17 protein-coding genes, 1 tRNA gene and 2 pseudogenes are annotated in these 26,333 nt (G+C 44.2%); 15 read left to right on the forward strand and 5 right to left on the reverse strand.

Annotation, left to right across the window (positions count from 1 at the left end; all coding sequences use genetic code 11):
• Positions 1-106: 106 nt before the first annotated feature.
• The 4 genes from B5D48_RS01925 to B5D48_RS09175 are packed head-to-tail and all read left to right on the forward strand — an operon-like array spanning position 107 to position 4,723.
• Positions 107-1,075 carry an NAD(P)-dependent oxidoreductase gene (locus tag B5D48_RS01925; protein ID WP_023938018.1) on the forward strand — a complete coding sequence of 323 codons (969 nt, stop codon included), beginning with the start codon at positions 107-109 and terminating at the stop codon, positions 1,073-1,075.
• Entirely contained in the window at positions 1,072-2,019 is a 948-nt protein-coding gene (locus B5D48_RS01930; RefSeq protein WP_023938017.1) for a GSCFA domain-containing protein, read from the forward strand. Before B5D48_RS01925 ends, B5D48_RS01930 begins: the two co-directional genes overlap by 4 nt.
• A gap of 12 nt (positions 2,020-2,031) precedes the next feature.
• A complete protein-coding gene (locus B5D48_RS01935) occupies positions 2,032-4,506 on the forward strand; it encodes a bifunctional UDP-N-acetylmuramoyl-tripeptide:D-alanyl-D-alanine ligase/alanine racemase (protein WP_023938016.1) in 2,475 nt (824 codons plus the stop codon).
• 10 nt (positions 4,507-4,516) lie between these two features.
• Positions 4,517-4,723, forward strand: a complete 207-nt coding sequence (locus tag B5D48_RS09175) for a hypothetical protein (protein WP_023938015.1) — start codon at positions 4,517-4,519, stop codon at positions 4,721-4,723.
• Between the two features lie 122 nt (positions 4,724-4,845).
• Here B5D48_RS09175 and B5D48_RS01940 read toward each other — a convergent pair.
• Positions 4,846-5,566 (reverse strand): annotated as a pseudogene (locus tag B5D48_RS01940) (DUF4099 domain-containing protein); the annotation flags it as partial.
• Positions 5,567-5,840: 274 nt separating this feature from the next.
• On the opposite strand from B5D48_RS01940, the gene B5D48_RS01945 reads away from it, so the two are divergent.
• The 11 genes and pseudogenes from B5D48_RS01945 (at position 5,841) to tamL (ending at position 22,657) form a co-directional block, all read left to right on the forward strand.
• A complete protein-coding gene (locus B5D48_RS01945) occupies positions 5,841-6,254 on the forward strand; it encodes a TetR/AcrR family transcriptional regulator (RefSeq protein WP_023938013.1) in 414 nt (137 codons plus the stop codon).
• Between the two features lie 307 nt (positions 6,255-6,561).
• Positions 6,562-6,789 (forward strand): hypothetical protein, encoded by a 228-nt coding sequence (locus B5D48_RS01950; RefSeq protein WP_023938012.1) that lies wholly within the window; start codon positions 6,562-6,564, stop codon positions 6,787-6,789.
• A 368-nt stretch (positions 6,790-7,157) separates the two neighbouring features.
• Complete coding sequence (locus B5D48_RS01955; protein ID WP_262501288.1) at positions 7,158-8,186, forward strand: radical SAM/SPASM domain-containing protein; 1,029 nt, start codon at positions 7,158-7,160, stop codon at positions 8,184-8,186.
• Entirely contained in the window at positions 8,183-10,486 is a 2,304-nt protein-coding gene (locus B5D48_RS01960; RefSeq protein ID WP_023938009.1) for a TonB-dependent receptor, read from the forward strand. The genes B5D48_RS01955 and B5D48_RS01960 overlap by 4 nt, the downstream gene beginning before the upstream one ends.
• A gap of 53 nt (positions 10,487-10,539) precedes the next feature.
• Positions 10,540-12,747 (forward strand): annotated as a pseudogene (locus tag B5D48_RS01965) (peptidase domain-containing ABC transporter).
• A 1-nt stretch (position 12,748) separates the two neighbouring features.
• Complete coding sequence (locus B5D48_RS01970) at positions 12,749-13,243, forward strand: hypothetical protein (protein WP_042120396.1); 495 nt, start codon at positions 12,749-12,751, stop codon at positions 13,241-13,243.
• 259 nt (positions 13,244-13,502) lie between these two features.
• Complete coding sequence (locus tag B5D48_RS01975; RefSeq protein WP_078801654.1) at positions 13,503-13,892, forward strand: RteC domain-containing protein; 390 nt, start codon at positions 13,503-13,505, stop codon at positions 13,890-13,892.
• A gap of 115 nt (positions 13,893-14,007) precedes the next feature.
• Entirely contained in the window at positions 14,008-14,595 is a 588-nt protein-coding gene (locus B5D48_RS01980) for a thymidine kinase (protein WP_036887396.1), read from the forward strand.
• A 5-nt stretch (positions 14,596-14,600) separates the two neighbouring features.
• Complete coding sequence (locus B5D48_RS01985; RefSeq protein ID WP_023938002.1) at positions 14,601-15,425, forward strand: 5'-nucleotidase, lipoprotein e(P4) family; 825 nt, start codon at positions 14,601-14,603, stop codon at positions 15,423-15,425.
• Between the two features lie 33 nt (positions 15,426-15,458).
• Complete coding sequence (locus B5D48_RS01990; RefSeq protein ID WP_023938001.1) at positions 15,459-20,318, forward strand: translocation/assembly module TamB domain-containing protein; 4,860 nt, start codon at positions 15,459-15,461, stop codon at positions 20,316-20,318.
• Positions 20,315-22,657, forward strand: a complete 2,343-nt coding sequence (gene tamL, locus B5D48_RS01995) for a translocation and assembly module lipoprotein TamL (RefSeq protein WP_052115624.1) — start codon at positions 20,315-20,317, stop codon at positions 22,655-22,657. Before B5D48_RS01990 ends, tamL begins: the two co-directional genes overlap by 4 nt.
• A gap of 142 nt (positions 22,658-22,799) precedes the next feature.
• Here the strand turns inward: tamL and B5D48_RS02000 are convergent, their stop codons facing one another.
• The 4 genes from B5D48_RS02000 to B5D48_RS02015 all read right to left on the reverse strand — a co-directional run bounded on the left by B5D48_RS02000 (position 22,800) and on the right by B5D48_RS02015 (position 25,007).
• Positions 22,800-23,354 (reverse strand): NADPH-dependent FMN reductase, encoded by a 555-nt coding sequence (locus tag B5D48_RS02000; protein WP_023937998.1) that lies wholly within the window; start codon positions 23,352-23,354, stop codon positions 22,800-22,802.
• 21 nt (positions 23,355-23,375) lie between these two features.
• Positions 23,376-24,104: a pirin family protein gene (locus tag B5D48_RS02005; RefSeq protein ID WP_023937997.1), complete on the reverse strand. Its 729-nt coding sequence runs from the start codon at positions 24,102-24,104 to the stop codon at positions 23,376-23,378.
• Between the two features lie 112 nt (positions 24,105-24,216).
• Positions 24,217-24,615, reverse strand: coding sequence for a DoxX family protein (locus B5D48_RS02010; RefSeq protein WP_023937996.1), 399 nt, complete (start codon positions 24,613-24,615; stop codon positions 24,217-24,219).
• A gap of 318 nt (positions 24,616-24,933) precedes the next feature.
• Positions 24,934-25,007, reverse strand: a tRNA-Asp gene (locus B5D48_RS02015).
• Between the last annotated feature and the right edge of the window lie 1,326 nt (positions 25,008-26,333).

Raw genomic sequence — 26,333 nt, forward strand, 5'->3', positions numbered from 1 at the left:
GAACCTATTTTCCCTGCCGCCTTTTCGCTTAGGCTTGCAAGCAATTATCTCTTAACTTTGCGAAAACACAAAAAACGACATCTGTCTACTAATAGACTATAGAGATATGGCAAAGATTTTGATCGCCTTCGACACAGTTGAAGAAGGTTTTGAGGAATTGAAACGCAAGCATGAGCTTACTTTCCCTCCCAAGGGGCGAGATTTTAGTCGCGAGGAGCTTTTGGAGATGATACCTGAATATGAGGTTCTCTGTTCCGTATTTGATATACCAGTGGATAGCGAACTGATAGAGCGTGGCAGCCAGTTGCGTCTGATTGCCAACTATGCTGTTGGCTACAATAATATAGACTTGGCCGCAGCAGCACGTCGCTCGATCGTGGTGTGCAATACGCCCCATGCTGTGGTAGAGCCTACCGCAGATTTGGCTTTGGCACTGCTATTGGGCTGTACGCGCCGGATATGCGAATGGGACAAGGTCTTCCGCTGCGAACGTGAGAAAGTCGATCGAGGGCGTCTCTCCCGATTAGGTTCCAACCTCTATGGCAAGACAATAGGCATATTGGGTTTTGGTAATATCGGAGCCGCAGTAGCCAGACGCTGTAAGGCATTTGGAATGAAAGTCCTCTACAATAAACGTCATCGCCTGGATCCGTTGGATGAGGAGCGTTTGGATATCGAATACATAGACAAGGAGGAGCTGCTCAGACGCTCCGATGTCATTTCCCTGCACACACCCTATACTCCCGATACACACCATTACATAGGGCAGAAGGAGTTCGAGATGATGAAGCCCTCTGCCATTCTCATCAATACTTCTCGTGGGGCTGTGGTGGATGAGCATGCTTTGGTAGCAGCTCTTCGAACAAACCTCATTGCGGCAGCCGGTTTGGATGTCTTTGAGTTTCATGACGAACCTTTACCCGAGCTTTATGATTTGCCCAATGTTTGTCTGACTCCGCATATCGGTACTCAAACCTACGATAGCAGGGTAGAGATGGCCGTGGAGTTGTGTAACAATGTACTCGGCTTTTTGGACGGAGACCGACCTTATAGCAGGGTGCCAATGCCTCAATGATAGAACTTTCCACTCCGGTTGTACTGCCCCGTTACCCTTTTCGCATCGGCTATCGGGATTGCATCTTTTTTCTCGGCTCTTGTTTTTCTCGTCATATCGGAGATTACCTTTCGGAGCTGGCTTTCCCCACTGTGGTCAATCCTTTTGGGGTCTTGTACAATCCGCTTTCCATAGCCGGAGCTATCGACCGTCTGCGACAGCCTGATCCTTTTTTGTCTTCGGATTTGTTTTTTCATGAAGGTCGCTGGAGTAGTTATATGCACCACAGCTCTTTTTCTCATCCCAGTGTCGAGTTGGCTCTGGAAGCGATGAATACACAGTTGTCAGAAGCTGCTCGTCTCTTGCCTTCTTGCTCGCTTTTGGCCCTTACTTTCGGTTCGGCTCGGGTGTATCATTTGCGTGAGAGCGGAGAAGTGGTGGCCAATTGTCACAAGTTGCCGGCTGATCGTTTTTTGCGTAGAGACGTACCTCTGCAGGAGCTGATTGACAAGTGGTCGGGTCTTGTACAGGAGTTGCTATCCTGTTATCCTCGGCTAAATATCCTTCTGACGGTGAGCCCTATACGTCATTTGGGTGACGGAGCTACGGCTAATGCTCTAAGTAAGGCCAAACTCCTCTTGCTTTGTAATGAGTTGCAAACAATTGCCCCTGATAGAGTGCACTATTTCCCTGCTTTTGAGATTATGATGGATGAACTGCGAGATTATCGTTTTTATGCAGACGACCTCAAGCACCCATCTGCCTTGGCCGTACGTATCATACGGGAGCGATTTACCGATGCTTTGATAGAAGAATCGGTCAGAGAAGCCATGTCTCAAGTTCGTGCACTTCGCCTGCTGCAAAATCACCGCCCTCTGCAACCATCTGCCACTGATGAATTGCAGCAAAAAATAGAAGTAAAAAGGCAACAAATTCGGGCCAAATACCCTTATATAAACATCTAACAATCTACTATCATGGTATCTGTCTCTGAAGTTACGGATGTATGCAAGGTCTTGGAATCTCGATTGCAGCACAAGGGGGATATTACGATCCTGCTTACCGATAGTCGTTCTCTGACTAATCCGCAGGGAGTTCTGTTCATAGCTCTTGTCTCCAAGCATGGAGATGGGCATAAATATATAGAGGAGTTGTATGGCCGTGGTGTGCGTAGCTTTATGATAGAGCAACCTCTCCATTTGTGGATAGATTTATTTCCGGAGGCCAATTTCTTTCGGGTGGAGAATACGCTCAAGGCTCTGCAACTATTGGCTATTGCTCATCGCAAGAAGTTTTCCTATCCAGTGATAGGGATCACGGGTAGCAATGGTAAGACAGTTGTAAAGGAGTTTTTGAACCAGCTGCTTCGCAAAGATTTCTCTATTGTCCGTTCCCCACGTAGTTATAACTCTCAGATCGGGGTCCCCTTGAGTGTCTGGAATATGGGAGAGGGGCATAACCTGGGGATATTCGAAGCCGGTATTTCTCGAGTTGGTGAGATGGCCCGATTGGCCAGGATTATCAAGCCGACTATCGGTGTCTTTACTTGTATCGGCACGGCTCATCAAGAGAATTTCAAAACCATGGAAGAGAAGTTGCAGGAGAAGTTGCTGCTCTTTCTGGATTGTAGGGTTGTGATTTATAATGCCGATAATGAACTTATTCGCAATGCAATTCGATCCTCTGGTCTGGAGGCTCGTGGCCTGGGTTGGAGCATGAGGGATCGTTCGGCCCCGCTTTTTGTGGAAGATGTGACTTCGACTGAAGAAATGACTTCCATTACAGTATGTTTCATGGGTTTGATAGAGAGCTTTGTGATTCCTTTTACCGACAAGGCCTCTATCGAGAATGTGATTCACTGTATTGCTGTGCTGCTTTACCTCAAACCAGCCATGCTGAGCAATGCCGATCCTTTCCTCAAACTGGAGCCGGTGGCTATGCGTCTTGAATTGAAAGAGGGGAACCATGGAAATATCGTAATCAATGATTCGTACAACAACGATTATGGTTCCCTCGATATAGCTTTGGACTTTCAGCAGCGCAGGGTTCGTACGCCAGGGATGAGACGGGTACTGATCTTGAGTGATATATTGGAGAGCGGAATGTTGCCCAAAACGCTCTATCGCAATGTGGCCGCCTTGATACGCGACCGCAAGGTGGATAAGTTTTTTGCTGTGGGAAGAGAGCTGGCCAAACAAAGAACGTCTTTCGAAGGGATCGATTGTTCTTTCTACGAAACAACAGCCGATTTGCTTGAATCTCAAGAACTTAAATCCATTTCTGGAGCCTGTATCTTGATCAAAGGGGCAAGGCAGTTCCGCTTTGAGCAGATTTGCGACAGATTGTCTAAGCAGGTACATGAGACAACTTTGGAGATCAACCTGCAATCTATTGCACAGAATGTGGAGCATTACAGCTCTCTTATCAAGCCCGAGACCAAAATGATTTGTATGGTCAAGGCACGTGGCTATGGTGTGGGATCCTATGAGCTTGCCAAAACATTGGAAGACTGCCATGTTGATTATTTGGCTGTTGCTGTGGCAGATGAAGGAAAAGAATTGAGGGAGAGAGGAGTGCGTATGCCTATCATTGTGATGAACCCCGAGCCGACAACATGGAGTACTTTGCTGGAATACAAACTTGAGCCGGAGATCTATAGCTTTTCCTTGCTGCGGAAGTTTATGGCGGCAACTATGGAGCACGGACTCCGGTCTTATCCTATTCACATCAAGGTAGACAGCGGGATGCATCGTTTGGGCTTTTCTCCCAATGATATGGATGAGCTTGCGCAGTTGCTTTTGCTCCATCCTGAGGTGGAGGTTGCCAGTATCTTTTCTCATTTATCAGCAGCAGATACACCGGAGTTCGACCAGTTTACTCTGCAACAGATACGAACCTTCGATCACGCAGCTCATGCACTCGCTGCCCGGCTGCCCAATAAGCCTTTGATGCATATCCTCAATACGGCCGGGATAGAACGTTTCTCCGAGTATCAGTATGATATGGTGCGCCTTGGTATCGGATTGTATGGGATCAGCCCTAACGGCAGGGAAGGGCTGCAGGATGTGGTGCGTTTGCGCTCTACTATTTTGCAAATCAAGGAAATACCTGCAGGAGAGCCCGTAGGCTATGGCTGCAAGGGAGTGTGTGATCATAATATGCGTATCGCTGTGCTTCCGATTGGTTATGCTGATGGGTATAGGCGTTGCCTTGGTTTGGGAGTTGGACAAGTATTGGTCGGAGACAAACTCTGTCCCACTGTGGGGAATATTTGCATGGATACCTGTATGATAGATGTCACTGAGACCAATGCAGTTGAGGGGCAGCGTGTTACTCTTTTCGGTGATCCCCGTATCCCTATTGAAGAGATAGCAACCCGGCTCGATACAATCCCATATGAGCTACTCTCCTCTCTCTCTCCCAGAGTGAAACGCCTTTATTACCGCGAATAGGATAGACGCCATGTGGCAAGACTACTTCACATACCTCATAGGGGCCGGTGTGTTGATCTATATCATCTGCCGGATTGTCCGTTGGTGGAGAGCTCCTACGGCAAACGAATCGGGTTGCTGCGGATGCTCTTCTTACCCTTCGTCCCGAAAGGGACAGAAAGAGAGGAAGATAAAGGCCCCCCCCAAGCTCTTGACTCGCTCGGATGACAAGGAGTAATAGCTTTGAGCTTGGACTGTATAAAAACCTTGTCCTTGTCGTTTTTTAGATAGGCCTTGGCTTATTTCTACACGATAGAGAAGTCCGGGTAGATGGCTGTGCAAAAGGATTTTGTGATGTGTGTCTTTTATGGGAAAAGTTAAATCCACGGTACGACCTAGATTGCCCGTTTCTTTGGAGGGCTTTCTTATCCTCTTCAGTGAAGGTATGCCCAAAGAACTCGCACTCCAATTGAGACTCTTTGCGGATGGCATGGACAACGGGAATGAACGTCCCGTCTCCCGAGACTTTCAGAGAAAGACGGGCATCGGTATAAAGGGAGACTTCCCCAATTTTAATGCTGATGGGAATAAGTGAAGTTTTGCGGTATTGAAGCAAGTCCTCAAGATGCTTACCCTTTTCCAGACTTTCACGGCTTACGCCCATCTGCTCGAACTGCTCCCACTTCACCTTATCGGGGTCGATGCTTTGAAAGGACTGTTTCTGCTCCCTCGCATAGTCCGAAGGATTGATACGGGCGGAGTCCAGCATATCCTTATTGGAGGGGACATCCGGTGCTTTGAGCATCTCCGAGAGTACGCGTGCACTGGCAACGGCATTCTCAAAAGGCACTTTGAAGAAGTTCAGCGGTGTAGGATGCTTGAACTGTCGCATGAAGTTGGAAAGGAAATTCTCCAGTGCGTTGCTGTGCTTGTCGAATTTCAGAAAGCTCTGTTCATGCTTGGCGGTGGGTGGAACTGTTTTTAGTTCGCCTTTCTCATCTGCTCCGGCAACAGCTCGGAGACTCTGATCCTTCTGTTCTTTGACCAAAAGGACTTCTTGGTCTTTGATTTTTTCGTCCATATTACAATGTATCTAATGACACCAACAGCGGTGCACGGACAAAAGTAAACCATAGATAAAGAGTGTGTTGCAGGTATGAAATAAGTGCGTACTTGTGGCTTCGATATGGATAGAAATGGCTTCAAAAGAAAAATCATTTCAAAATTTAGCTAATCCAATATTCTTTTATAACATTGCACTCATAGTATAAGAATGAACGTTCTGTTTTATTTAAGATGATGGCACGAACAAACAACAAAGAAATCGTATTGAAGGAGGCTTTCAGGCTATTCTTTTGTTTAAGGGATATGATGCGGTCAGCTTTGCAGATTTGGTCAAAGCAACGAATATTTCACGAGGAGAGATGTTCCATCACTTCAAAGGAAAAGAAGATATCTTCAATCAGGTGGCTGATCGTTTTGTATTTAATTTTTTTCGAGAAGGAGAGAGTTTCATTGAATCTCCTGAGTCGACAACACCCTTGAAAGATTTTTTAGCTCATTGTACCAGGATAGTTGGTAAAAGAATGCTCCATTTTTCAGAGACTCTAGGAGCGTCGGCTACAGCAGCTAGTTTTATGGGTTTTGTTCTGTATCTCAAGGTACATTATTCATCATGGCAAGAAAAGATGCAGGAGCATGATCCAGAAAGTGGTCGTTTCTCTTATGGGACAGTCCTTTTTACTTTTTATGGGAAGGCTTTATCCTAATTACCGAATTAAGCAAAGCATAAAACAATAAAAGAGGTTCTCATTACATCTGAAGACAGAGTTGATTCATATGATATGAACAATACACAACAGAGAAGACTTGTCTAATCTGTTTCTCAGAGATTCGATTTAGCAATAAGGCTGATCACCTATTTTGTTTCGATTCTTTTGAGCAAGGGTCCTCAATCCTTGGTCTTAAAAAGGGTGATTAATTTGTATTCGAGCGATCGTAGAAATTCATTAAATACCCAGAGAGAGTGAAAGCAGAAGCACTTTGTTAGTATGCATGAAATAATCCCTAATTAAAATGGAAAAAATAAAAGGACAAAATCTTGTGCCTAGTGACATTTTTCAAGCACTGGATATGATCGAAATCAAGGGAGGATTATCTCCACAAGAAAGTCTAGAAGGGAGCAACATTGCTACGGTCTGTGATGTTACATTATATGTCGCATGCAAGCCAACCTTTTCGGGTAATTGCGTTCCTCAATGTGGTTGCAAACCGACTGATCCTATTGAAAAGCCTAAGCTTTAGTTAAAGCAAAGTGAGAGAACGAAGCAAGATTTGTATTATAAATTCATATCACTGCTTTGTTCTCTCTTAATATTAATTCTTATGTCGACGAAAAAAGAAAGTAAATATAATTATCGAATAACCACATCTGACAATATTATTTGGTTCAATGGACTATCTCGATGCTATTTTAAGGTTGCCCATAAATTAAGCGACCGAATTCAAAACTTGCTTAGAGATAATAAGATTTCTTCTTTGGAAAAAACTCGCCTAATTTCTATAATCAACTTGTAAAAAGTGGATTTATTGTCGATGATAAATTCGATGAATTTTCCATTATCAAGAGTCGGTACAACGACGCTGTTAATGAACGCAATTATTTCCTCATAATACTTCCAACCGTAAACTGTAATTACAAGTGTTGGTATTGTTATCAGCAGCATTTACCATCACATATGAGTACAGAAACCATGGAGAAAATAAAGAAACATATTTCATACGTAATAAAAAATTTTCAAATAACATCTCTTCATATAGAATGGTTTGGAGGCGAGCCTTTTATGTATTATAACGACGTCATAAAGCCTCTCAGTCAATTTGCCCAGATTTTGTGCAGGGAGAATAATATTCAGTTCAGAAACACGGCTACAACGAATGGTTATTATATCAATTCGACTATTCAAAAATCCATGAAATCCATAAAGATTTCACAACTTCAACTTACTCTAGATGGTCTACAGGATGTGCATGATCAGGTAAAGTATGCAGGTGAAAATCGTTCTGCTTTTTCAATATCTCTTTCTAATATGGAGCAATATTTAACTCTAAACGAAACCTTTAGATTATATCTAAGACTAAATTATACTAGAGAAAATCTTTCGAAAGAGATAGTAAGTCAAGTGAATAATTTTATATCTGTGAAAAATAGAAGTCGTGTAGATGTCTTTTTTCGCAAGGTGTGGCAGGAGAGTGTTGATAGAGGAAGAGTCAGTTTAATAACTGAGATATCGCAACTATTTCGAGACTCTGGATACCAAACACCTGTCATGAATGACTTAAATCTTGACTTCAAAACATGCTATGCTGATAAGAAGTTTTTCAATACGATAAATTGGAATGGAGATGTCTTAAAGTGTACGGCAGATGAAAAAACTCTGTATACAAATAACCCTCCAGGGAAACTGAAAGCTGATGGGCAAATAGAGTGGCAACAAGGGTTCCTCGAAGATTACTACAAGATTCGCTTTGAATGTGATAATTGTATGGAGTGCAAACATCTCCCTATTTGCATGGGGAGATGTCCCAAAAGTTCAGAATATCTGGATGGAAAGAGGTACTGTAAAATGAGTTTAGGAGACTTTAGTATAGAAGATTCGATATTACAATACATAAGTGAAGTTGAAAGATATAACATATGAAACGATCCATTCTATTGTTGATATTCCTCTGGAGTGCAAGTATAGGAGTAGCTTGTGGTCAAATGCTTGATGGAGGTATTGTTGATTCAGAAGCAAAGCCTCTGTCAAATGTGGTGATAGCCCTGTATTCGTCCACAGATACTCTAAAACAGAAGTTCTATACAGTGACTGATAGTGCGGGTCTATTCTCTTTTGAGAAAATCCCTGCTGACGAATACGTTTTGTGTGCTTCGTCTTTAGGCTACAAGCCTTATTCTGCAAATGTATTGGTCGGGAAGCAGGCTGTGCACTTGGGGATGATTACAATGGAAATGGAGTGGAAAGAACTCTCGACCGTAATGGTGACAGCCAATTACATACAGCATAAGGGGGAGAAAACTATCTATAGGATTCCGACTTCTGTAGCAAACCGAGTTCGTTCAGCCTTCGAATTGATGCGAGTTGTGCCAGAACTACGGATTAATCCTTCAAGTCAGTCTATTGAGTTTGCCAATGGCGCATCTTTCCTTATCCTCATTAATGATATCCCTTCTACCGAAGCCGAACTGAAAGCGATCCCAACACAAGATGTGAAAAAGATAGAGGTCTACGATACACCGCCAGCCCGCTATATGGCATATGACTGCGTGATCAATGTAACGACTTTTGATCGCACGCAAGGCTATGCTGTTGGATTCTCTGCCGATCAATCGATATGCCCTTCTTCAGGCTATACTAATGGGTTTGCTTATGCAGTGTATAACAAAGGACAAAAGAGTGTGGCAATACAGTATTCGTATACACGTCGTCGTTTTACGGAACTGATCGGGAAGGAGTCTTATCAGTTTACACTTCCCTCTGGCTCAGTAGACCGGCAGCAGGATTTACAAGGAACAAAAGATATGCACATGCATTTGCCTGCGCTTTATTACATCTATAATAATCCACAGAAGCAGATATTGCAAGTGGTTATTAAGCCAAATTTTTCGCATAGCTACAACAGCTATATGAGTGATATTTCCCTGGCGAAAGAGGCGAAACTGAAGGGGAATGCCTGTGATCGAACTAGTATGATTTATCCCTCAGTCGATGTTTTCCAGCGCTACTACTTTGCATCAAACAAATACCTGTCAAACAATCTAGTGTTCACGAATTATAGAGTTTGGCAGGCTTACAAAAACAGTGAGTGGGATGCGATGAGCGGAGTACGACTTTTGAGCAACGACATGACACAAAGCAATGTCAAATATTCGACTATTTTGCAGACAGACTTTACGCATATTTTAGACAAGAATGTGTACTCATTAGGGATGCGTTATGCAGGCTCTCTACTTAATACATCTATCAAAGACCTTCAGTCGACAAACAATTACCACTCAACACAACATAGCATTGATCTTTATGGAGACTATGTGCAACAGCTTGATTCATGGACTTTTGTAGGGCGTATTGGTTTAGGCTACCTGTACAGTAAGGCTTATGAAGCAGAACTTTCAAACTTGTTGCCACAGACGGATTTGTCGGTCTATTATCAAATAAATCCTCATCATAAACTTGTTTTCAAAACCGCATATAGTTACAACGAGCCATCTTTGAGTCTTCGAACTAAGAATACTCGCTCCTTGATACAAGGCTTACGTTACAGTGGAAATCCAAATCTGAAAGGGACGACGAATGCAACGATAGGAATTCACTATACGATGAGTTATAATAACTTCTATTGTTCCCTCTCTCCAATTCTTACTCAACAGTGGAGTCCAATCTTTTCTAATTACATCCTCAACAGAGAGGAAATGCTACAACGTCCCGAGAATGCCAAGGGACAAACAATTACAGCTCTACGGTACAACTTACGCTACTCGTTTTTTTCCAAAGAATTACTGACTTTCACAATCAATGGCAGTCTGAGTCATCATTCACTTACTCCCCACTCGATGAAGCGTATTACTTACTTTGGAACACCGATTAACTATCAGATTGATCTCAATCTTGGTCGCTTTTCTGCTTTCTATCAAGGTTCTCTCTTTCGTGAGTATATGTCTGGCTTGACGATTAATGCTGGTGATGTTACTTCCAATATCGGCTTGAGATATCGGATTAAAAACTACACTTTCTCTCTTAATGGTATTTGGTTCCTCACTGAACCAGAGCAGTGGTCACGCACAAATCCAACAAGCTTGGTTCAGATGCAGTCAAAAACAATAATCCAAGACCAACGCACAGTAATTACGCTTGGAATGAGTATAGATTCGTCTTCTGGTAATTCAAATATGAAGGCTCGTTCATTGAATAATAATGATAACGATAGCGGAGCTTTCTGATCAACAAAAATTTTATTTGGACTCCTAAGGAATTCCATGAGAATAAATACATTATGCATTATATCGAACAGACTGATGGTATGGATTGTGGTCCAGCATGTTTAGCAATGATTGCCAAGCATTACAAGCGGCCTGTGGATAGGGATGAATTACGGCACTTTTGTGCCTTAGGAAAGGATGGCGTTTCTTTGCTTGGCATAAGTAAAGCAGCTGAAAGAATCGGTTTTAAGACAATCGGAGGGCGATTAAGTTTAGAGATGCTTGCCAACAAGGTATCGCTCCCTTGTATTGTTCATTGGAATCAAAATCATTTTGTTGTTGTTTACAAAATAAAGAACTACAGAGTAGGACAGTACTCAATCTGTGTAGCAGATCCAAGTAGAGGACTTATAACTTATGATGAAGATGAGTTCTGCGAACATTGGATAAGTACTCAAATTGACGGTATAGAAAAGGGAATAGCCTTGCTTCTTGAGCCAACAGAGCAATTTTATGCTCAAAGGGATACAGAAACGACTACACAGAGTCGGATCAGTTTTCTTTGGGCTTATCTCAAGAAGTACAAGCGTTTCTTTGCACAATTGATATTGGGATTGTTGCTTGGTTCACTACTTCAGCTAGTTTTTCCTTTTCTCACTCAAGCTATTGTGGACATGGGGATTGGGGGAAAAGATATAGGCTTTGTGTGGCTTGTGTTGTTGGCGCAGATGATGCTTCTGTTTAGTCGTACAGCCATTGACTTTATCCGTTCTAAAATACTCCTACATATCTCGACTCGTATCAATATTTCTCTCATCTCGGACTTCTTCATCAAGTTGATGAAGCTTCCGATGAGGTTCTTTGACACTAAGCTAACGGGTGATCTTTTGCAACGCATAGAAGACCATCATCGGGTAGAGCAGTTTCTTACCTCAAGCAGTCTGAGTTTGCTTTTTTCTTTCTTTACTTTCCTCGCTTTTGGAGTCGTCCTTGCCATCTATAATCTCTGGATATTTTTGTCTTCCTTTTGGGGACATCTCTCTATGCCGGTTGGATTATCCTGTTTCTCAAGAAGCGCAGGCAATTGGACTACAAGTATTTTGAGCAATCAGGTCGCAATCGCAATGTAACTTATCAGCTTATAGGGGGTATGCAGGAGATTAAACTACAAGGGTGTGAACAACGTAAACGTTGGGAGTGGGAAGATGTTCAAGCTGATCTTTTCAAAATCAATCTGCAATCCCTGAACCTGCAACAAGTGCAACAAGCAGGAAGCATTACTATCAACGAGGTGAAGAATATTCTCATTACCGTTCTCGCAGCGACAGCTGTGATTCACGGCAATATGACCCTTGGTATGATGCTGGCAGTGCAGTACATCATCGGACAGCTCAACAGCCCTGTGGAGCAACTTATCCAGTTTATTTATTCGTGGCAGGACGTGAGCATCAGCTTGGATCGTATGAATGAAATACATACCGAAACCAACGAGGAAAATGCAGAGAGGACACGGAATAACTATACCGAAGAGTCTACAGATGGGCATTCGATCGCCATCAAAGACCTTTTTTTCAAATATGACATATATAGCCCTAAAGATACTCTCTCTAACATCAACCTTACCATTCCCAACGGCAAAGTAACGGCAATCGTAGGTGCAAGTGGTAGTGGAAAAACTACACTAATCAAGCTCTTACTGGGTTTCTACGAGCTATTGAATGGAAGTATTCGGGTAGGCAATGCTAATCTAAATGAATACAATCTCGGGTGGTGGAGGAGTCAATGTGGAGCCGTGATGCAGGAGGGCTATCTTTTTTCCGATACTATTGCAAGGAACATCGCCGTATCAGACGACGAACCCGACATCGAACGTATCCGCCATGCAGCCCGTGTGGCAAATATCGCAGACTACATCGAAGCTCTTCCTTTAGCCTATAATACCATGATAGGACAGGATGGACAAGGCATTAGTCAAGGGCAGCGACCAACGCATCCTGATAGCAAGAGTAGTCTATAAGAATCCGATGTTTGTCTTCTTGGACGAAGCGACTAATGCCCTTGATGCCAACAACGAGCGCGCCATTACAGAGAACCTTTCGGATTTCTATAAAGGGAAAACGGTGGTTGTGGTAGCACACCGCCTTTCTACAGTTCGCAATGCCGACCAAATTGTAGTTTTGGATGAGGGGAAGATTGTAGAAGTAGGGACACACGAAGAACTTACTGCAAAGCGTGGTAAATACTTTGCCTTAGTAAAGAATCAATTAGAACTTGGCAACTGATATGGAAGAGAAAAAGGAACAAGAGCGAAGTTTTGAGCTTCGTAGCGAGAAAGTTCGCAGTATAGTAGGACAAATTCCATCCTCACTGGTTCGCTATGGTATTACCGCCATTGGAGTTGTGTTGCTTTGCATTGTTGCTGTAGCCTACTTCCTCCCCTATAAGCAGGTCTATTCCGGGACAGCTGTCATACATGAGATAGGTAGTGAACATAAGGCGGATACCACAGAAATAAATGTGTTATTAAAATTTGGAGAGAAGCGTCCCAATGTCCTCATGGAGGGAGCATCGATTGAGTTCCAATCGGCTGTTGAAGTTGTAAAAGGCAACATTCTATCTCTTTCCATGGAAAGAGACACTCTCGGTAGACAAGAGGCTCTTTGTCGTGTACCATTGCGACCTATGAAAAAGCTGGAACACCGAGAAGTCGATTTCCTATTGACCATTCACTCCGAGAACTTACTGACTCACTTTTTCTCAGGATTTTTAGGGAAGTAGCTTCTCTGACAACCTTCAACTCTGGGTAAATCTCAAATAAAATAATCATATGAAAAGACTAACCCAAACAGATCCTTTTAAGATTGTATCTTCTGAGAGTTCCTCCGCTTCAGAAGTTCGTGAAGCTACCGATGAGTTGATCGAAATAATACTCGAACTGAGTGATTCAGCAACCGATGATACTACTCTGTTTCGCATTATGAACTATACTCGGTTTATACTCCAGACATTACAAAAAAATCACTCTGTAAGTTCTTCTATCCAACTCTGCTTTTCAGAGCTAGAGCAAGTGCTTTCCATTGAACTGGAGATTTTAGAGAAAGGCCTGAAGAAAACGAACTTTTCCGATGCCAACTTACAAAAAACTTCTTCAATTCACTGGACAGGAAAGGTTGTAGATTTAGTGGAGCTTCTCTATGCTCTGGATACCTGCAACTGTATTAATAATGGAGAGATCAGTGTAGAAGAATTGTCGGATAGGCTTTCCGAGGTGTTCGGATTCGAAATCAAGAACTGTTACAATGTTTATATGAACATGAAGCACCGTAAAGACGAAAGTCGTACCTACTTTCTTGATGAATTGAAAGAGAAATTGAACAGGCGGATGGTAGAAAGTGATATCAGGGGAGGAAAGTATAAAAAGAGATGAAGAAAACGGGGAACTTTCCTACCATAGAAAGTTTCTCGTTTTTTGCTTTGTTACCATTGACGAAGAAACCTTCCTTTTTGCCTACCTTTGTGGAGCATCTATTTTCCCAAAATTCATGGACCAGACAGAAATAGAAAGCAACTGCGCAGACAGTTGCCGGCGGGGATCGATAGAGGTTATCTGTGGTTCGATGTTTAGTGGCAAAACAGAAGAGTTGCTGCGTCGTTTGCGTCGGGCTGGGATTGCCAAACAAAGAGTAGAGATATTCAAGCCATCTATAGATACCAGATATGATGATGTGGAGGTTGTATCGCACGATCGCAATTCCATTGCTTCAACTCCTGTAGACAATTCCGCCAATATCCTTTTGTTGGCTTCGGATGTGGATGTTGTGGGGATAGATGAGGCGCAGTTTTTCGACGAGCAGCTTCCTGACGTTGTGTCGGCTCTGGCCGATAGCGGAGTGCGTGTCGTGATAGCCGGCTTGGATATGGATTTTATGCGCCGACCATTTGGCCCCATGCCCCACTTGCTGTCAATAGCCGACTCTGTGAGCAAGGTACACGCTATCTGTGTAGATTGTGGTCATCCGGCCAGCTATAGCTATCGTTTGGTGGAAGGGTCAGAACAAGTGATGCTCGGCGAATTGGGCGAATACAGACCTCTCTGCCGCAAATGTTATCAAAGGCATACGTCTAAATAAATACTATGAAAACAAACAACATCAAATCGAGTTTTTCCATTTTCTCTTGCGTCTTGCTGTTCTCTTTGTCGGCCTGTTCGTCGCGTAGGTCAGCCCATCAGTTACCCGATGGACACTATACTCTTGGTGGCAAACTTTATACCTCTGCCTGGATACAGCATTCGGCCGAATACAAGGCCCTTTGCTTGCAGGCCTACAATGTTGCTACTGATAGGATTGACCACTTGACTTCAGCCATGAGACCGGCCGTGGAAAAACCTATTGCCATAGTTACGGATATAGACGAGACCATATTGGACAATACACCCAACAGTGTGCATGAAGCTCTCAAAGGAAATGACTACAATAGCGAGTCATGGACGGAGTGGTGCAATCGTGCTGAAGCTGACACTCTGGCTGGGGCTGTGCGTTTCTTCCAACATGCAGCTGACAAGGGCGTAACTGTCTTTTATATCTCCAATCGCAATGCTGCCGAGCGAGATGGCACATTGAGAAATCTTCGCAAGTTCGGTTTCCCTTATGCCGATGAGGCGCATTTGCTTACTCGAGAAAATACCTCTGACAAACAGGCTCGCCGAGATGAAGTCTTACGCAATTATGAGATTGTGATGTACTTGGGAGATAATTTGGGGGATTTTCATTCGATTTTCGATTCTGCTGATCCTTCTGTGCGAGACAAGGCTTTGGACTCCTTTGCATCGGAGTTCGGACACTGCTTTATCGTTTTACCCAACCCCAACTATGGGACTTGGCACAAAGCCATGAATGGAGGATACTTTGATCTCAAGACACAAGACGAAAAGTTGCTCAAAGTCCTCAAGACGTACTAATCGATAACCTCGTATACTCGTCCTACCTCACGGATGAATTTTTTCAAGAGACACTATAGAGGTATCCTCGTCGGAATACTTCTCGCCCCACCGGCCCTGGTATTGCTGCTGGCCGTTTTGCTCTATTTGCCTCCCATACAACAGTGGGCAACCGAAATAATAGAGCGAAAGGTCTCCGAAGCCACGGGTATGGATATCTCTGTTGGAAAACTTCGTCTCGGTTTCCCTCTGAGCCTGACAGTACAAGAAGTACAAGCCATACAGTCGAATGGGGATACAATGGCAAAGGTGGGAGAGTTGAGAGTCGATGTTGCTTTGCTTCCTTTACTTCACAAGCAAGTAGAAGTCAGTGGCCTTGGCTTGTTCGATGCCTCTGTCAATTATACAGATTCGGCAGGACTGCTCAAATTGCGAGCAAAGGTGGGGGAGTTGCAGACCGGCCCTTTGGCCCTTGATCTTGATGAGCAGAAAGCCGATTTGGGTCGGTGGTTACTGCGCAATACAGACTTTTATTTTTGCTCTACGGATACTGTCCCTGATACAACACAAACGGATAAGAAGCCACTTAAGTGGGTTTTTACTCTCAGCAGTCTGGATATAGATTGCATTTCAGCCCATATCGAATTGCCTTTTAACCAAGTATATACCTCTGCCAACATCGAGTCTGGTACGATCTCCAATGTCGAAGGGCGACTGGAGGATAATCTATATACGGTGGGGCATGCCCGTATACAAAATGCCAAGGGCTCTTATGATCGAGATTTATCCAAGCCCAAGGAGCCAGAGGTGATGGACTATGGTCACATAGAAGTTGCCGGGCTGGATGTTGAGCTTAGAGATCTACTCTCCCAAAGAACGACCCTGCGGTTAAACTTGCTTTCAGGCTCTGTCCGAGAGCGATCCGGTCTCCAGATAGAGCAACTCAAAGCTCGGTATAGCATGGACTCGCTCGGGTTGGCTGTCCGAGACATGCAGCTCCGCACACAGCATTCTTTACTTAGTGGGAGTTTTGAAATACCTTTTGATTCTTTCTCCGCAGGAAAATATAAGGATAGCCGGGTAGACCTTTCAGCCTCACTTTCGCCAAAAGACATTGCTCATATAACGGGTATAAGTCTTACCCAAAGTGTGCGAAAAGGGCAGGCCGCTGGTTATGTCGGAGGCAATATGGGGGATGAAAAATTGCCGGATATAAAGATCGTAGCTAAAGGAAGGGGGGGGATAGACCGTATACAGGTAGAAAGGCTGTATGTCAATTGGCCCGGTTACGCGGATATAAGAGGAAAGGGAGAGATACTCCATTTGCAGAATCATGCCAAGCGTGGGGGCCAGATAGACTTGAACTTTCTTGCACATCGGAATGCACAGCAATTACTCGCTTTCGCCGGCCCGGAGGTGTTGCAGCGTTACAGGCTCCCGGATAAGACAAACCTCAAGGCTACCCTTTCGGCCAGAGGAAGTCGTTATGTTGTGCAGTTGCAAGTCCGAGATGAGGATCGAGGTTTGGATCTGAAAGGTTTCTACGATCTTCTTAGTCGCAAATATGAGTTGGATGCTCAAACTTCGAGTTTGAATCTAATGCGCTATATGCCTTACGATTCCATTGGATTTGTAGATGCTACAATAAGAGCAGAGGGAAAGGATTTCGACATATTCAAGAAGGGAACACAGGCCAAGTTGGAGTCCCGAATTGATAGGTTGGACTATGCCTCCTATCGTTTCGATAGTATCAGTATAGATGCTAAGCTGGAAGAAGGAGCTTTGGGGGCTTCTTTTGCCAGCCCCAATGAAGGATTATCTTTTGGAGGTATTTTGGATGTGCTTATCAGCAGGGAGGAAGTATCCGGAGGCCTCATGTTGAAAGTCGATACTATCGATTTGCAATCCATGCGGATGACCGACTCTCCATTGGCTCTATCGGCCACTCTTGCTGCGGAGTTTCGCTCTAATCTCAAGGAGACACATACCCTATCGGCTATTCTCAGAGACTTGAGAGTTTCTGTTGGGCAGGACCATTTGACTCCGCAAGAGATAAGTCTTAATCTGAAGACCTTGCCAGAGCATATCAGTGCAGAGTTGATGACCGGAGATTTGTCTGTCGAAACAAATCTGAATCACGGCATAGACGATCTGATCAAGGTCCTCGGGCATATCAATGATTTTGTGCAGCAGGAAATTTCTTTGGCTCAGATGCCCGAGGCTTATAGCCACCACTCCTTAGATCAACTATACACGCTGTTGCCTAATGCCTCTGTAAGCCTCACAATGGGACAGAATAATCCACTTAGAGATTATTTGAGCTATAAAGGGATATACTATAAAAATGCCAGTGCAGCCATCTTTACAGGGGAACAAAAAGGCATCGAAGCTATTGTGGACTTAGTTGGATTCCAGCAGGATACGACACGCATAGACAAGATCCTATTTCTCATTGGGGCAGGTACAAGCAGAGGTTTTTTTGGCCCAACGGAGTCTCCTCTATACATGCCTGCCTACCATGGCAGCGTGGAACATTTGTCTCGTAATGGAACCGAAGATTTGTCAGATACCGTTCCAGCTTATCCAGATTTTCTCGACTTCAAACTTTTGGTCAAGAAACAGGCTTATCGCTCTCAAAAACCATTTGAATTGTCGGTTGGAGGGAGGGCTTCCCTCAATGCTTTGGCTGTGCGGGCTCAAATGTTTGATGCCAACAAGCAGCCATTGCACCAGTTAGGAATGAAAGCTTTTGTAGACAGTTTGGGGTATGGTGTGCATGTGGAACCGTATTTGGGGCAGCTGATTATCCAAAAATTTCCTCTTACGGTCAATGAGGGCAATATACTCTACCTCTACAAAGGAGCTAAACGACTAAAGGCTGACTTGGAATTTCTTACTAAAGATAGGGCTGCTCTGCGTCTAAAGACGGGGCCAGAAGAAAGGAAAGAGCAGGAGATACGGCTCAGTATAGAGCGTTTAGGCCTTCCTCTGTTGCACTTTTTGCCAGGGATGAATACTTTGGGAGGAATGATGTTTGCCGATTTGCGTTTACAGACCGAGAATATCTCTTGGGATGATATGATTGGGACAGGAGATATTTCCATAAATCAGCTTTCTTTTGAGGGACGTGAGGTCGGAGATTTGGCAATGGCTATGTTTTATCAGCCACGTAATAAACAGTCTCACTATGTGACAGCTGATTTCAGCTACAATGGAAATACAGCTTTGCGATTTGATGGAATATACAATCTGGGAGGGGTGAAAGCTTCTTCCATTCAAGCTGATGTGAAATTTGCCGAGTTCCCTCTTACGATCGCAAATCCTATACTGGGAGCTGGTGCGGCACGCCTGTTCGGAACAATCAATGGAAATTTGGATGTGGACGGGCCAACAGATAAGCCTGCCATAGGAGGTGAAGTCTTCTTTAGTTCGGCAGGAGCGCACGTTCCTCAGTTAGGTACGACTATCTATACAGACTCCACAGCTTTGCGATTCGATCACTCAACTATATTCTTCGATAACTATAAGTTCTATACCGATGCTAATAGGCGGGAACCGTTGAGTGTGGATGGTTATTTCCGTCTTTTTGGCAAGCCGGCTATGTATACTGATTTGCGTATCAAGGCTAATAATTTGCAGATTGTCAATAGTAAGGAGGCAAAGGAGGGCGATTTGCTGTATGGCAAACTGTTTATGTCTACCGATCTTAGCCTGAAAGGAGCTGTGGATAAGCTCAAAATCAGAGGAAAGGTAGATGTGCTCGGAAATACCAATTGTACATACATTTATACGGATAGCCCCCTTAAACCCAAAGACCGAATGGCCGGGCTCGTCGATTTTGTTGATTTTTCCGATTCTCTCTACAGACCCAAGGCCGAGATGCCGGAGCTTAGCTTGGGACGTCTGGATATCCTGCTGAATTTGCATATAGACCCGGCTGTACAGGTCGGAGTTGATTTGCAAGCTGGTCATTCAGACTACGTGCAGCTGACCGGAGGAGGCGACCTTACCTTTTCTTATCCTCCTTATGGTGAGATGAGTCTTACGGGTCGTTACGAAATAAGTGGGGGGGGAACAGCTCGCTACACTCTGCCCGTGGTGGGGGCTAAGCTCTTTAATGTGGCTCCGACAAGCTATATCTCCTGGAGTGGCAATGTGGCCGATCCGTATATTAATTTCCGAGCCATGCAGCGCATCCGAGCTGATGTTGTGGAAGAGGGTAGCGAGAAGGGCCGCAAGGTAAACTTTGATGTCGGAATCATAGCTAAAGAGAACTTGAGCAAGCTGAAACTGAAATTCGACTTAGACGCTCCGGAGGATCTCAATATGCAAACGGCTATCAAGTCTATGGGACCGGAAGAACGAGGGAAACAGGCTATCGGTCTGATGGCGACAGGTATGTATTTGGCCGGAGGAGGCAGCAGCTCCAATCTTACCTTTGATAGTGCAATCAGTGCTTTGATACAGTCTGAGCTGAGCAGCATGACCAACAAGTTGCTCGAAGGCTCCGATATAAGCATAGGTATGGAGAATAGAGAAGGTGCGTCTGCTGCCCCCAGCGATATTACCTACACTTATAGTTTTAGTCGGCGTTTCTTTGATGATCGTATTCGTCTGATGGTAGGTGGCAAAGTACAGACAGGGGCCAATGTGACGAATAGGGAGCAGACATTCATTGATAACGTAACATTAGAATACCGATTGGATCGTGCCGGTTCTCGCTATCTGAGCCTTTTCCATCACCGGAATAACGACAGTATGTTTGAGGGGGAGATAACGGAGACGGGGGCCAGTTATCTGATTCGTCGTAAGCTGATGCGCCTTTCCAATCTGTTTGAGTTCTTGCGGCGTAAACAGGAATCAGCCTCAACTCCTACCAAACAAAAGTCTGCCATCTCTCAGTCCGAAGAATGATGAAGTATCGTTTGTTTTTCTTTTTCTTTGCCTCTCTCCTCTTGTTGAGTAGTTGCTCGGTCTCTTCTGTCTTGAATGAGGGCGACAAACTCTATGTGGGGATGAAAAAGGCACGTATCACTTCTCAGGATCGAAGTGTTCACGGACAAAAAACACTCTCCGGGGTAGAGGCTGCTATCTCGGCTGCTCCGAATAATGCCTTTTTCGGCAGTAGTAGGCAGGTACCTTTTATCCCCCCCATTGGCCTGTGGATACACAATAAGTATTCTAACGATTCGACTCGAATTGGTAGGTGGATATACAAGAAGTTTGCTTCCAAGCCGGTTACTATTCGTTCGGTCAATCCTGAAAACCGCTGTAAGGTAGCGGTGGGTATAATGAGAGAGAATGGCTATTTCCATAGTTCGGCCAGATATGAAGTGATAGAGACCAAACGAGACTCTCTCAAAGCGCATATTCGCTATTTCATAGATATGGGGCCGGTCGTTTTGCTCGACAGTGTACATCCTTTGCCGGTTAGTCAATTCCCGGATAGTACTGTCTTTCGGGAAAGGAAATACGCATATCTGAAGAAGGAATCCCCATTCTCTCTGGAGAATTTGCTGAAGGAGCGTGAAGATATCTCTGCCACTATGCGCGATCAGGGCTATTATTTCTTTTCCCCCGATGCTATCACTTATGAGGCTGACAGTCTCAATAAGCCTGGTCGGATAGCTTTGCAGCCTCGCTTTGTCCCTGGTTTACCTCAGCAAGTTTTCAAACGTTGGCATATGAGACAGCTTACTATCTCAATCCCAGGAGAAGCGGGGCAGGCTCCTACAGACTCTATTGTCTATGAAGGTCTCAAGATCCATTTTTATGGCAAAAATCCTTTGGTACGCCCCGGCGTGTTGCGCAGGCGTATCCTATTGCAGAATGATGATATTTATTCTCAACGAGCTGAGCAGCTTAGCCGTCAGGCTCTGTCTCAGTTAGGAGCTTTCGGAGCAATGGATTTTCGTTTCAGTCCGGCCCCTCTGTCTGATAGTTTGGATGCGTCCGAGGGACGGCTGGATCTCCTCCTCTCTGTTCTGCAAGATAAGCCCTGGGATGTTTCTTTGGAAATGATGCTCAAAACCAAAAGTAATAATTTTGTAGGGCCCCGACTGAAGTATACAATGGCCAAACGTAATCTTTTCGGAGGAGGAGAGCGTCTTTCTTTTGATATTTACGGTTCTTATGAATGGCAAACAGGGAGACGTCCCGAAGGGAGCAAGGCGATCAACATCAATAGCTATGAATTTGGTTCGGGATTGAACCTCACCTTCCCCGGTTTGCTATGGCCCGGGCAAATAGACCGCTATTATCTCTTCCCTACTTCGACCACATTTGGCCTCACAGCCTCGCTGCTCAATCGGGCCGGTTTCTTTAGAATGGTCTCTTTGGGGTTGCAATCTAAATACGAGTTCCAACCAGCTGAGCCACACAGACACCAGATTGTTCCACTGAAGCTCAATTACAATTTACTACAGTACACTACACCCACATTCGATGATATTCTGAGAGAAAATCCGGCATTGGAATTGAGTTTGCGCAGCCACCTCATCCCTCAAATGGGATATATTTATACTTACAGCAATCGTTTTTCCGGTTGGGGGCGACATCATTTGTGGATGGAATATGGCTTATTTGAGTCCGGCAATCTGCTTAATACGACCTATATGCTGTTTGGCAAGGATTATAGTGAGACGAAAGATGCATTGGGAGTTCCTTTCTCTCAGTTTATCAAGCTGACTGCCGAGCTTCGCTATACTTATAGGATCAATCGTAAGCAGTCCTTGGCCACCCGTTTGGGTACTGGGCTTATTTATAGCTATGGGAATGCACGGATTGCTCCCTATAGTGAACAGTTTTACGTGGGTGGAGCCAATAGCATACGAGCTTTTACAGTGAGGAGCGTTGGCCCCGGCTATTTCATCCCTCAGGCGAATAATCGCTATGCTTTTATCGATCAGACAGGAGATGTCAAACTTGAGCTGAATGCCGAATATCGTTTTAAGCTATTGGGGAGTTTGGATGGTGCTGCTTTTCTTGATGCAGGCAATGTGTGGTTGATACGGCAGGACGAGAACAGACCTGGTGGTGCAGTTCGTGATATTGCTTCTTTTGGCTCCTTCTTGGATCAGTTGGCTTTGGGTACAGGCTTAGGGCTTCGCTATGATTTAGATTTTTTAGTCGTTCGACTAGACTGTGGCATCGGTTTGCATTTGCCTTATGATACGGGCAGATCTGGTTATTACAACATCCCCAGTTTCCGAGATGCATTGGGAGTTCATTTTGCTATTGGTTACCCTTTCTAAGTGACCTCCCTTCGGAATCTTTTTTACACGTGAGTCTCGAACTGCTTCGAAAGTCTCATTTTGAACATTCTGGTACATTTAAGAGGGGCTATGGAAAAAGTTTAGCTTTTTCCATAGCCCCTCTTGTTGTTCATCGCAAACCTTATGCTTGGTCTGCACTTTGGACCAGAGCCTTTCTCCAGAGGGTTACTTGCTCACGCAATTGTCGATCTGCTTCGGTGTCTATGATAGCTCCTTTTGTCAGATCGAATGATTGACCGAAATTGGGTAGCGAATATTTGGCGATGATGTTTGCACCGAACCAAGGAAAAGTCTCCGCAGCGAGATTTAGTACGGAGGCTCCTCCCCTTTGCCCAGGAGATGTGCTCATGAGTAGCATCGGTTTCTGTCCGAAGATATTCATGTCTATGCGCGAAGTCCAGTCGTAGAGGTTTTTGAAAGCCGTGCTAAATGCTCCATTGTGTTCTGCTAGAGAGCAGGCAATGGCATCTGCAGCATCTAATTTGCGTTTGAAATCTACGGCTTGAGCAGGGATACCTCCCTCTTGGTTGCGCTCAACAGAATAGATAGGCATTTCGTAGTCATTGAGGTCAATCCACTCGATTTCGATTCCTTCTGCGAGGCTTAATGCGTATTTGAGTAGAGATTTGTTGATTGATTGCCGAGAGTTAGATCCGGCAAATGCTAATACTTTCATTCGTTTGTGCTTTTTTATTGATTAATACAGATAATCGGGAAGTTGCATTGGTACATCCATCACCAGTACTACGGCATCTTCGGTAGCATGTACGGGGATATCGTTGGTCTCCCATACTCCAAACCCATCGCTGGGGCCGAGCTCTTGACCTGCTACTTCGAGCCGTCCGCTTATGACAAAGAAGTAGGCTCCGTTATCTTTTCGTTTGATGGTATAGGTGCAGGTCTTACCCTTGTTGAAGTCTCCCCAGCTGAACCAAGCATCCTGATGGATCCACACACCTTGATCATTGGGATAGGGGGAAAGGATCTGCTGAAACTTATTTGTCTGTACAAACTCCGTGATCTTCTTCTGCTGATATCGAGGTTTTACTCCTCTCTCTCTTGAGAAGACCCAGATCTGCAAGAAGTGTACAGGTTCGTTAGCCGAATCGTTGAATTCGCTATGGGTTACTCCAGTACCTGCTGACATGACTTGAATATCGTTACGCTGGATCACGCCTCCTCCGCCCGTGCTGTCTTTGTGCCTGAGTGCCCCTGAGAGAGGGATAGAGATGATCTCCATATCTCGATGTGGATGTGTTCCGAAGCCTTCGCTACCAGCCACACGGTCTTCGTTGATGACCCTTAGTGTACCGAAGTTCATACGTTCTGGGTTATGGTAGTCTGCAAAACTAAAGGTATGGTGGCTCTTGAGCCAGCCATGATTGGCAAAGCCACGAGTGCTTGCCCGATGCAATACTGTTTTCATATTACTTGTCTTTTGTGTTTACGGTAGCAAATGGCATGGTGTTAAGAGGTACTTATTGATCCATTCTAAGGTCATACAACTTTGGAAACACTGTGCACAGCCTGCTTGGGAGTTAATCCCATTTGTTGTTATTGGATAATGCATACTTGCCTCCTCCCATGAAGAAGAGAGATAAGGCCCCGAATAAAAAGAGTCCTGGTAGCTCGGCTATCCATCCTCCGAATTTATTCAGACTGAGGATGGAATAGTCTCCGATCCACATGATAGCTATGCAGTTGAGGACGAGGATTAGAGCTGCCAGTCTGGTACGATATCCAACAATGAGTAGTAGAGGTGCAATTACCTCGCCCATATATACGCCGAGTGAGATAGATGAGGGTAATCCTTTGGCTATGACCATGTTTTGGATGGGTTCGATACCTTCAATGATTTTGGCAAACCCATGAAGTAGCATCATGATGCCCACAGAGAGGCGTGTGACCAAGGATCCTAAATCTTTATTTTTATTCATAACGTTTATACAATCAACTGTTATACCTGCCTTTGGGGTTCGTAAGACTACTTATTTAGTTTGTAGAATAACTTACTACCTCCGAATCGTATCCGTGGTATATTAACAAGGATATATGGCTAAGAAGTTCAATTGAAGATAAATTTTGGGCTGTTGCTCTTTTTTTGTTCAAACTAAAAGTGGAATGAGAAATGCTTCTCGAGATTGCAAGAAACATGTGTCATAGGGGGCCCTTAAACTCACAAGAGCTAATTTCTCACTGGTATGCAGAAATAAAGAAGGATCCTCCAAATGAAATTGAAGGATCCTTCTTCTTTGCGGTATGGACGGGACTCGAACCCGCGACCCCCTGCGTGACAGGCAGGTATTCTAACCAGCTGAACTACCACACCAGCTTCTGTTGAGGATTTCTCCCCTTTTGCTCTGCAAAGGTAGAGCAAATATTCTAATCCTGCAATACTACAGTGATAAATTTCTGTTTTGGTGTTGTTGGCTCTTTTTTATCATGCTGATTTACAGATGGATGTATGCCTATATCCCTGTTGTAAAATTGAGACGGGATCATCTTTCCCCTACTAATAGCACTGGTCTTATACAGCCCGAGAGGCATTTTCTTGCGAAAAATCGTTTGCATGGGGTCATAAATTCTCCAGCATGAATGGTGAAATTGTGAGCAAGGGAGAGCTGTCTTATTAGATGGTTCTGCTCTCATAGATTTGCGGAATTTGGCTTCGTCTGCTTATATCCTGTCGGTAGGCGAAAAGAGCCTGCAAATAGTTCGTCGCTAAGGTTTTTAGTAAGTTATAGCTTAATATACTGGAGAGGGTGTGCTATCGAAAATCTTTCGTAGCACGCCCTCTGAGTTTTTCTGGGTAGTGTAGCGAGTGTAGCCTCGTGGAGCATATTCAAAAAGAGAGTCGATAGGGAGAGAAAAACGCAGAAAGAAGATCCTATTCCTCGCTGTCAAAGTATGCAGATTTTGTAAAAACATACTTCTCAATAAAAGCCGGAAAAACGGAGGAAAAGGAGAGCATAGAGACAAGTGAATCTATTCCCTTTTTATGGGTTTTTATTGGCCTCCCAGAATGCCGATGAATAGGGCGTTCTGGAGGGGTCGAATTTTTCTCCTGAGAGAATTTTTGCTAACACAGGAGAGAGCAAATTTTTTCTCAGGAGAGAATTTTCGTTCTCTCCCGTGTGAGTAAAAAACGACTCCCGTCAGCATCAAAAAAGGGAGGAAAAAACCAACCAAAAAGCCTCCAATCCGGACACAAAAACAGCTTGTAGTAATAATATAAATAATGATAGTAATACATAATACAACACTGTTTGCGAGGATTAAATCAGGAGCTTAGCAAGCTATATGTGCGATGCTCCCTCTTCTGAGTTTAACACCTTTGAGAAAGAATTTTTTTCACAAGAGTGTATCCTCTTTTTCTCCAAAACGTCCACTTAGGGGAGGAATAGAGATGTGGTTACTTGATAAGCATTATCGGAATGGGTAGTATAAATAGCTCACGATGATGGTTGCACAAACACATGAGTGTCAAATCATTACATTTTATGCCTTATGTGATAAAGACCCGATAGTTGCTCCACTGAAAAAGACTGCTTCCCCAATGGTCTGTAATAGTTTCTGCTATGCCGGGATTTATCACCAAGGTCTATTATCCAGTGCTTTCTTGTGCCTTGTCTCACAATTGTATGCTGTGAACTCC

Source organism: Porphyromonas crevioricanis, assembly GCF_900167225.1.
GTDB classification, from domain to species: Bacteria; Bacteroidota; Bacteroidia; order Bacteroidales; family Porphyromonadaceae; genus Porphyromonas; species Porphyromonas crevioricanis.